Source organism: Streptomyces glaucescens, from assembly GCF_002154375.1.
In the GTDB taxonomy this organism is placed as follows: domain Bacteria; phylum Actinomycetota; class Actinomycetes; order Streptomycetales; family Streptomycetaceae; genus Streptomyces; species Streptomyces glaucescens.
The window spans coordinates 1-7,951 of sequence record NZ_MUND01000465.1 but is presented as its reverse complement, the minus strand read 5'-3'; the positions used below and the strand labels follow the sequence as shown (position 1 = coordinate 7,951).

Genomic DNA, 7,951 nt, shown 5'->3' with positions numbered 1-7,951 from the left:
TAAGACGTCATCTCATTTGGGCGAGTAGGCTGCCGGTCGTGGTTTCGATCGTGGAGCGGCTGGTGCCGGATGAGTTGTGGGAGCTGTTCCAGCGGGTGGTCCCGGAGGCTCCGTCCCGGCCTCAGGGCGGCGGCCGACGCCGGCACGGTGACCGCGAGGTGCTGGCTGCAATCGTGTTCGTGGCCACGTCGGGCTGCACGTGGCAGCAGTTGCCGTCTGCGTCGTTCGGTCCGTCGGGAGCGACTGCCCACCGGCGTTTTGCCGAGTGGTCGAAGGCCAGGGTGTGGGCCAAGCTGCACCGCCTGGTCCTCGACGAGCTCGGCGCCCACGGCGAGCTGGACTGGTCCCGCTGCGCGATCGATTCGGTCAACATGCGGGCCCTGAAAAGGGGGACCTGACGGGCCCGAATCCTGTCGACAGGGGCAAGTACGGCTCGAAGATCCACTTGATCACAGAGCGGACCGGTCTGCCTCTGTCCGCCGGAATCTCGGGGGCGAACCTGCACGACAGCCAGGCGCTGATCCCGCTGGTGAAGGGCATACCACCGATCCGCTCCCGACGCGGACGACGGCGGCGCAGACCGGGAAAGCTCCACGCCGACAAAGGCTACGACTACGACCACCTGCGCCGATGGTTACGCGGGCGCGGCATCCGGCACCGCATAGCCCGCAAGGGCATCGAGTCCTCGACCCGCCTGGGCCGCCACCGCTGGACCATAGAGCGCACGATGTCCTGGCTTGCCGGATGCCGCCGACTGCACCGCCGCTACGAGCGCAAAGCCGAGCACTTCCTAGCCTTCACGAGCATCGCCTGCACCCTCATCTGCTACCGCAGACTCACCAAATGAGATGACGTCTAAGATCATGGCCCCAACGTCGTGCTTTAGCGGGCAGGTCCACAGACTGCCCGACGCGCCGGAAGCTTACGGGGCCATGATCACTCGCCCCAAAGCAGCTCCAGCCCAAAGCCGCTCCACCGACCGCGCAATCACCTGACGGCTGAGACCCGGAGAGGCGCAGGAGCAAATGAACACGTATGGGTTACGCCAGCTGTCAACTCCAGCCAGGTTCCATGACACTAAAGCTTGTTAGACACGTTCGGTTGCGCTGGAGATGAAGTGAACGAACCCAGTCAAGGCTTTCTGGCTCGCACCTGGAAGTGGCTTCTAGCTGCACTAGGGGTCATTGTCACCGGCGTTATCACGGCATGGCTAACTGGCTTTTTCAGCACAGGAGAAGCAGTCATTCTCAACAAGCCCGTGTCGCTTGGAATCAACTCCGAAGAAGGCGGGCCATTGCTGAACGTCAGCATCCAGCCTGGAGTAGGGGGTGAGTGCGGACAGGAGGTCAGTCAGGTATATCCATATCCGCCGTCTCACTCGCTCATGAACACGCCACCTGGGTCAGGACCACGAAAAGACGGGAAGACGTGGGACGAAGACCCGCACGCGTTTGGTGCCGTACCAGCCGGGCCAGCTTGGGTTTCTGCGGCACTCACAACCGATGACGATCGATCTGTGATCATCACGGATATCGATTTTCATGTGACCGACTCCAGGCCCGCACTCAAAGGGACGCTCGTACACCCCGTGCGAGGATGTGGAGATGGCGTAACTTACCACGTGGGTCGCATCGACTTCAATAAGCGGCCACCCTATTGGTCCACTCCCCCCACTGAGGTGCCTGGGGGAGTTCGCGCCGATAACTTGCAATTCCCCTATAAGGCATCGAGGTCGGATCCCGCCTATTTGCTCATTGAAGTAGACCCTGGCACGCAACGTCGTTCTTGGTTCGCAGAGCTATACTGGAAAGATGGAGAAAAGTCGGGAAAGAGTCGAATTCCCAAGAGCGGGACTTTTGAAATGACACCCGCGAATGGGTTGCCCGTGAAGAGTAAAGGGAATGCTATGGGATAATCGACGAGCGCGTCACAATGCACGAGCGCCCTCCCGGACCGCCCTGGGGCCGTCGAAGGGCGCTCAACGATGACCAACGTCGACAGCTACCGACAGCTCAGCAGCAGGTCAGGACGTTGATCGAGAAGGCGGCCGCAGGGCACGGCCGCCGATGATCAGTTGTGGCTGCACTGAGGGGATTCGTGGGCTTTACGGCCGCCAGTATTTCGGCTTCGCCTTGCGGGGATCGATCATCTCGAAGCGGGCTGCGGGATTGTGGTCGAGGCGGGAGATGCGTATCAGGCGCTGGCTCTCGGCGGCCTCCAGCTCCTTCATGATGAGGGGCATCGCCGCGGCAATGGCGCCCATGGAGAGTCCAACGCCGATGACTCCACCGACGGTCTGGGTATAGCGCACGTGATGGATCCCGGCCCGCATGATGGCTTTGGTCTCGTCTGGGTTCTCGAGCTGCCGGCCGTCGCGGGTGAGGAAGACGTCATAGCCCTTCCCTGCGGCGTCTGCGAGGAGGGGAATATCCTTCTTGCCTGACCAGCCGATCAACGTGACGTGGTCGATCTTATGTTTCGGGAGGATGTGAGAGAGGACCGCGACGAGCTGGACTGCAGAGTTCTCATCGACCAAGATCCGCATCACGCCGCACTGCCTCCAGCAGCGTAGCTGTCGATATATAGCGCGAATCGCTCAGCGTCCCGAGCTGCCTCAGCATTGACCGAGGGGAAGTAGTCTGCAATGTTCTCCGCAGGGACTCCGTCACGAAGCAGCGCGGCGACCTCCTCGCTAGGTACACGCGTTCCAGCGATCACCGGCTGGCCACCCTGTGTCTCAGGGTTCACAGTGACGTGGTCGTACGGGTGAAGAAGGTGGGGAACGATCACGCCGGGGCGGGGCGCGAAGGGCTCCATGATGTCTGCAAGCGTCGCGATAACACGCTGGCCCGGCTTCTTGAGCAGGTCAGTGGAGTGCTCGTCATCCTCGTAGAGGGCGATGCTGTTGCCATCGGCGACGAGGCTGTACGCGGAAAGGTGCTCCACTTCGCCGAGCTGGCGTAGGTTTCCCACTGCGCGGCGCAGCGCCTGCAGCGAGAAGTCCTGACGAAGTCGGGCGAAGGCACGCAGGGCAAGCACGTCTCGGAAGGAATACAGGGCGCGAGGCCGTACGGCCAGCTCGGGCCGCAGGAAGGGGCCGGCACCTCTGTCTTGGCGCCAGCTGCGGATCTGTCCTGTGGTGGCACCGGACAATGCTGCAGCCATCTGGGTCGAGTACGCCACGGTCGGCCACCTCCCTGTCCTGTTTGCCCCCAGCGTGCCATCCCGGCATGGGTAAGGCAGCCACTTTCCACTCCAGCGTGAGCTTAGCGCCCCGGTTTGTCGCCCGCGAGAGTGTCTACCGAACGGTACTGGGCACGTGCGAGCGGCGCCGCCTGGCACCGGCACCCGTCGGGCCCCAGGGAGCCCAGGTGTTCGTTGCTCACACCGCACTACGGTGCCAGCAATGACGGCAGCATTGACGGCAACGATGGCAGACGCCAGCGGCACCCGGCAGCCCATCAGGGAAGCGACACGGACTGGTGGCAACGCGCCACCAGGACTTGCCCGCATCTTCTAAGCGCTTGGCCGCAGGTTCGAGTCCTGCCGGGGGCGCCCGTCTCCGCCCTCCCCTCCGGGAGGGCTTTTTGCTGGTCTGGGCAGGTACGGCGCCCCGGCCCCTCTCCTGGAGCGGACGGTGTCGTCCGGGTGTGTGTCGAACCCGACACGGACGGACTCAGCGAATGGGCTGCCCGCTGGCGCATCCTGGAGGCAATGACTAAGCCTGCTGCACAGAAGCGTCACTTGCCCACCAGCCCCTTCAAGGCCCGGGTCACGTCGGCACCCCAGCACTTCGCCGTGGGCGACCAGGTGTCGCACGACACGTACGGCCTCGGCCGGGTGGTCGGCATCGAGGACGGGATCGCGGTGCTCGTGGATTTCGGCTCGTCGCAAGAGCGGATCTTGAGCCCGTACACAAAGATGACCAAGCTGTAGGGGCCTGTGCCCCACCACGGCACGCCAGGGTTCTTGGGAGATGCGTCGCGCGCAGGGAGACCTGAGCGTCACTGACCGGTGGCCTTCCAGCTTCTGCGGCCGGCATCGACGACGCCGGACGGAGGCGTACACCAGCGTATCCGCCAGGCCGTTGTGCCGCGCGATGCATCGGTTCGCGGAGTCGGCCGTCCCCGTGATGCGCGCGCTGCTGCCGGCCGTCTCGCCGCCCGGCTCGGCAGTGCGCTTTTCGTACGCACGGCGCCCGCCCTCGCGCCCTTGTTCAAGAAGGGTGATCCCGCTCTGATCAGCGTGACCCGCCATGTTCCGCCGCGTTGAACGGGGAGTGCGGCGGCGCGACCGGCCGTCGCGCTTATCGAGTCGTAAGGAGAACGAGATGTCTCGCATCACAAAGGCAACCGGTGTCGCGCTGGGTACGGGCGCCATGGTCCTCAGCGGGGCGGGCCTGGCCATGGCGGACTCCGGCGCGAAGGGCGCTGCCGTCCATTCGCCGGGCGTGCTGTCGGGCAACCTCGTCCAGGTTCCGGTTCACGTGCCGGTCAACGTGTGCGGCAACACCGTCAACATCATCGCCCTGCTGAACCCCGCCTTCGGCAACGCCTGCGCCAACATCGACGAGGACAAGGGCCACAACAGCACCAAGAGCGGCGGCAAGAAGAAGAACGCCCCCAAGAGCAAGAGCGCCGGCTACGGCGGCTGACGCGCCCAAGGCAGAGCCCCGGCACCCCCGAGCGCCGGGGCTCTGTCGCGTCCGCACCCGCGAGGGATCACGCGTACCGGTAGATGCTCGCGTGGTCCTCCAGGTCGTTCGGCGTCACGTCCCAGGGCGGCAGTTTCTCGTGCCGTGCCACGACCCGGCCCCGCTGGGGGTCGCCGGGCCCCGGCTGCCTCGCCGGCAGATAGCGGTGCTCGCGGTGTCTGTGCTGCCAGCGCGACCACACCAGGTCGACGAAGGCGTGGTGCAGCCAGAACACCGGGTCGTTGACGGACGCGCCGCCGACCATCACCCCGCCGACCCACCGGTGCACCCGGTTGTGGTTGCGCCACGAGGCGCTGCCCCGGCCGGTGCCCCAGCCCTCCAGCCTGTTGCGGAAACCCTTGGTGACCCTCGAGTCCCAGGGCGAGGCGTCGTAGAGGGGCTCCTTCATCGCCCATTCCAGCTCGTCCCTGGTGGGCAGTTCGATGGGATCGCGGGCCCGGCCGAGGTCCCGCGTCAGGAACTTCCCGTCGGTCACACCGACCTTCAGCGTCCAGTTGCCCTGCGCGTAGGCGAACGGCCCGGTCATCACCTGCCGGTCGGAGGGCCGCCCGTTGCCGCCCAGCAGATCCTCGGTCCACGGCGCGGAGGACGTCGTGCGGTCCCGGGTCCAGTCCCAGTACGGCACGGACACCGAATCGTCGACCCGGCGCAGCGCCTTCTCCAGGTCCAGCAGGAACTTCCGGTGCCAGGGCAGGAAGGAGGGCGCCATGTGCGCCGTACGCAGGCCGCGCTCGCCGTCGGCGACGTAGTACTCGACGTGCATCCGCACGAACTCGTCGTACTCGCCCCGGCGTTTCAGCTCCAGCAGCGCCATGACGAACCGGCGCCGCTCGGCGCGGGTCAGTGTGCTGACGTCCTTACGCGTGTACGCCATGATGCTCCTCCTCGTGGTGGCCCGCGGCGGGGCCGATGTCGCGCAGTTGCTGGGACGGCCCCAGTTCGTCGACTGCCGCGCGGGCGGCTTCCAGCGGGGTCGGGTACGAGCGGTAGTGGTCGATCATGCTGAGCCAGCCGCCGTCGGCGCGGCGCATCAGGTGCAGCGGACGGCCGTCGACGGTGACATGCCACGCTCCGGCCCCGAAGGCACGGTCGGCGGTGCCGACGGGCATGCCACGGATGCGCCGGTTCCGGTAGGTCTCGTCGAAGGCGAGGTCCGCGGGGCCCCTGGGGCTGGAGAGGTTCGCGGGGTTCGCGGGATCCATGGGGTCCGCGAGCGGTTCCTCCCGGCGCGCGGGCAGGGACGTCACTGCCAGGGGGACGGCTCCCAGGGCGGCGGCCGATGCGACCAGACCACGCACCAGGTCGCGCCGGGTGGCGCGCGCCGCGTCCGGTCCCGGCGATCTGACCACTGGGGCCGCCGGTCCGCCCTCCCTGTCCGTCGTGGGTCCGCCGACGCTGACGACCATGGTGTGCTCCTCGTCCGGTTCGGTTGTCCGTACGGGACTAACCGCCCGCCCCTTCCGCCGGTCACCGTCCCGTCCCGCGACACGCCCGCGAACAGGCGAAAGGCGTCGGCGTCCGACATCAGCTGTCAGCTGTCAGGTCAGGTCAGCTGTCACGTCAGCGCGTCCAGAAATCCCGCCAGCGGTCAGGAGCAGCATCCCGATCGCGCCGAGGTGCGCGAACGGCAGCCTCCAGGTGCACTCTCCGAGGAAGGCCCGCAGCCACTGGGGGAAGGCCGCGGCGGCCGTCATCAGGCGTGCAGGCGGCGGGCCGGGAGGATCAGGTGCGCGGCGGCGTTCAGGGTCTCCTCCGCGCCCGCGAACGCGACCAGGGCCTCGGGATCGATGGGCTTGCCGGGCTCGGCCTCCGGCCAGGGACGGGTGGTGAACATGAAGTAGGCGAAGCCGCGTTCGGCGACCGCCGCCAGCCACTCCGGCGGTGGGGTGCACCGGGCGTCTAGGTGCGGCATGTTGACGACGGCGTGGCCCGCGTCGATGAGCAGGCTGACAGGCAGGCTGGGGCGCGCGGCGCCGTCGACCAGGTCGTCACCGACGGGCAGTCCGTTGTCCTTCAGCATCTGCTCGACGGCAGCCGAGGTGGCCTCGGGGCCGTCCGGGCCGTCCCCGAGGGAGTAGGCGAGGAGATAGGGCATGTCGCCGTCGGGGGCCTCAGCGCTCCAGGCCATGACGACGAGGGTGCCCATGTCGGTGGCGCGGAAGGGGCGGAAGCCGTCGCCGTTGGGGGTTGTGGTCACCGCGCGACCCTATCGGCGTGCCGGAGCCCCGCCGGAGGCGTTCTCACCCGAGCGGGCGATGGCCGATCGGGTCTCCACACGGACGGGGGACGGCGCCTGCGTGCCGGCTCGAACAGCGGGGCCGGGGGGCCGATTTCCGGTGGGGTGGAACCGGCCGTGCGGAACGTCGCGGAGCGACCGGTCAGCCCTACAGCGGCATGCCGCCGAGCAGGTCGCTCCTGGAGTTGAGGGTGTCGGAGGCGTCGTTCACGGTGTGCAGCAGGGAGTTCTTGTTCTCGGTGTCGAGCACGTGCGACTGGTGCTGGAACGGCATCGCGTCCGCGAGCGTCACACGGTCACCGGTCGGCGTGTTCCAGGCGCCGTTGAAACCGTTGGGCGCGGGGTCGGCGGCGGCGTGGGCGAACGCGGGCGAGGCGGCACCGGCGAGAACCAGGGACCCGGCGACGACAGCGGCGGCCTTCAGGTTTTTCATCGTGTTCCTCTCTTCGGCAACTCATGTCGCCGGGGGCATTGCGGACGCCGTGCCCAACGATCCCCGGGGCGGCTCGGAAACCCCGCGCGTGGAAGACATATGAACGGTCCTCGGGCCGCCGTACGGGCGGCCCGAGGACTCGGTCGGTGTCGGGAGCCGGGAGATCAGGAGGCGGACGCCGACGCCGACAGACTCGTCGACGGATTCGTTGACGGGTTCGTCGTCGGCAGACTCGTCGACAGCGATGGGAGCGCCAAGGGCAGGGAGAGCGTGGCGGCCGGCAGCGTCGACAGTGCCGTCAGATCGGTGAGGACGGGCTCGGCCAGTTCGGTGCCGACCAGTGTGGTGGTCAGGACGTCGACCAGTTGGTCGAGCACCTCGTCGGAGGCCGGGACCACCAGCTCGGCCGCCTGGTCGGAGGTGGCGGCCACGAGCAGCTCGTCGACGGCCCTCTGCAGAGCGTCCAGCAGCTCGTCCAGGGGGGCCGGAGCGGATGCCTCGTCCTCGCTCTCGGCGAGGGGTGGCAGCGCCGGGAGCGAGGACGAGGCATCCGCTCCGGCCCCCCGGG

The 7,951-nt window shown here is 67.4% G+C and carries 10 protein-coding genes; 3 read left to right on the top strand and 7 right to left on the bottom strand.

The genetic code is table 11. The annotated features are described in order from the left end of the window. Nucleotides 1-47 precede the first annotated feature (47 nt). Nucleotides 48-847, top strand: a protein-coding gene (locus CCN42_RS28050) for an IS5 family transposase (RefSeq protein WP_422641196.1) whose coding sequence is annotated in 2 segments (ribosomal slippage) — nt 48-396 and nt 396-847 — 801 coding nt in all. Because the reading frame shifts where the segments join, the coding sequence is not laid out codon by codon here. Between the two features lie 1,257 nt (nt 848-2,104). Here CCN42_RS28050 and CCN42_RS28045 read toward each other — a convergent pair. Both CCN42_RS28045 and CCN42_RS28040 read right to left on the bottom strand, forming a co-directional pair. Continuing rightward, nucleotides 2,105-2,545 (bottom strand): PIN-like domain-containing protein, encoded by a 441-nt coding sequence (locus CCN42_RS28045; RefSeq protein WP_086739776.1) that lies wholly within the window; start codon nt 2,543-2,545, stop codon nt 2,105-2,107. Next, entirely contained in the window at nt 2,545-3,183 is a 639-nt protein-coding gene (locus CCN42_RS28040) for a DUF433 domain-containing protein (protein ID WP_245877495.1), read from the bottom strand. Before CCN42_RS28040 ends, CCN42_RS28045 begins: the two co-directional genes overlap by 1 nt. 531 nt (nt 3,184-3,714) lie before the next feature. Between CCN42_RS28040 and CCN42_RS28035 the strand changes: the two genes are divergently transcribed. Together CCN42_RS28035 and CCN42_RS28030 are read left to right on the top strand one after the other, a co-directional pair. Further along, on the top strand, nt 3,715-3,936 hold the full coding sequence (locus tag CCN42_RS28035) for a hypothetical protein (protein ID WP_086739772.1): 222 nt from the start codon (nt 3,715-3,717) through the stop codon (nt 3,934-3,936). A 394-nt stretch (nt 3,937-4,330) separates the two neighbouring features. Beyond that, a complete protein-coding gene (locus CCN42_RS28030) occupies nt 4,331-4,654 on the top strand; it encodes a chaplin (protein WP_086739767.1) in 324 nt (107 codons plus the stop codon). Nucleotides 4,655-4,721: 67 nt separating this feature from the next. Here CCN42_RS28030 and CCN42_RS28025 read toward each other — a convergent pair whose 3' ends face one another. The 5 genes from CCN42_RS28025 to CCN42_RS42745 form a co-directional block, all read right to left on the bottom strand. Continuing rightward, nucleotides 4,722-5,588, bottom strand: a complete 867-nt coding sequence (locus CCN42_RS28025) for a tyrosinase family protein (RefSeq protein ID WP_086739765.1) — start codon at nt 5,586-5,588, stop codon at nt 4,722-4,724. Continuing rightward, complete coding sequence (locus tag CCN42_RS28020; RefSeq protein ID WP_086739763.1) at nt 5,572-6,120, bottom strand: tyrosinase cofactor; 549 nt, start codon at nt 6,118-6,120, stop codon at nt 5,572-5,574. The genes CCN42_RS28025 and CCN42_RS28020 overlap by 17 nt, the downstream gene beginning before the upstream one ends. 287 nt (nt 6,121-6,407) lie before the next feature. Next, a complete protein-coding gene (locus tag CCN42_RS28015) occupies nt 6,408-6,911 on the bottom strand; it encodes a DUF5949 family protein (RefSeq protein WP_281259542.1) in 504 nt (167 codons plus the stop codon). A gap of 187 nt (nt 6,912-7,098) precedes the next feature. Further along, nucleotides 7,099-7,383, bottom strand: coding sequence for a hypothetical protein (locus CCN42_RS28010; protein ID WP_086739760.1), 285 nt, complete (start codon nt 7,381-7,383; stop codon nt 7,099-7,101). 164 nt (nt 7,384-7,547) lie between these two features. Then, a partial coding sequence (locus tag CCN42_RS42745; protein WP_211294816.1) for a hypothetical protein occupies nt 7,548-7,951 on the bottom strand: 404 nt, incomplete at its 5' end.

Coding starts and splice junctions, on each gene's coding strand:
- CCN42_RS28020 (WP_086739763.1), bottom strand. CDS start 6,120: ATGGTCGTCAGCGTCGGCGGACCCACGACGGACAGGGAGGGCGGACCG.
- CCN42_RS28025 (WP_086739765.1), bottom strand. CDS start 5,588: ATGGCGTACACGCGTAAGGACGTCAGCACACTGACCCGCGCCGAGCGG.
- CCN42_RS28035 (WP_086739772.1), top strand. CDS start 3,715: ATGACTAAGCCTGCTGCACAGAAGCGTCACTTGCCCACCAGCCCCTTC.
- CCN42_RS28030 (WP_086739767.1), top strand. CDS start 4,331: ATGTCTCGCATCACAAAGGCAACCGGTGTCGCGCTGGGTACGGGCGCC.
- CCN42_RS28010 (WP_086739760.1), bottom strand. CDS start 7,383: ATGAAAAACCTGAAGGCCGCCGCTGTCGTCGCCGGGTCCCTGGTTCTC.
- CCN42_RS28045 (WP_086739776.1), bottom strand. CDS start 2,545: ATGCGGATCTTGGTCGATGAGAACTCTGCAGTCCAGCTCGTCGCGGTC.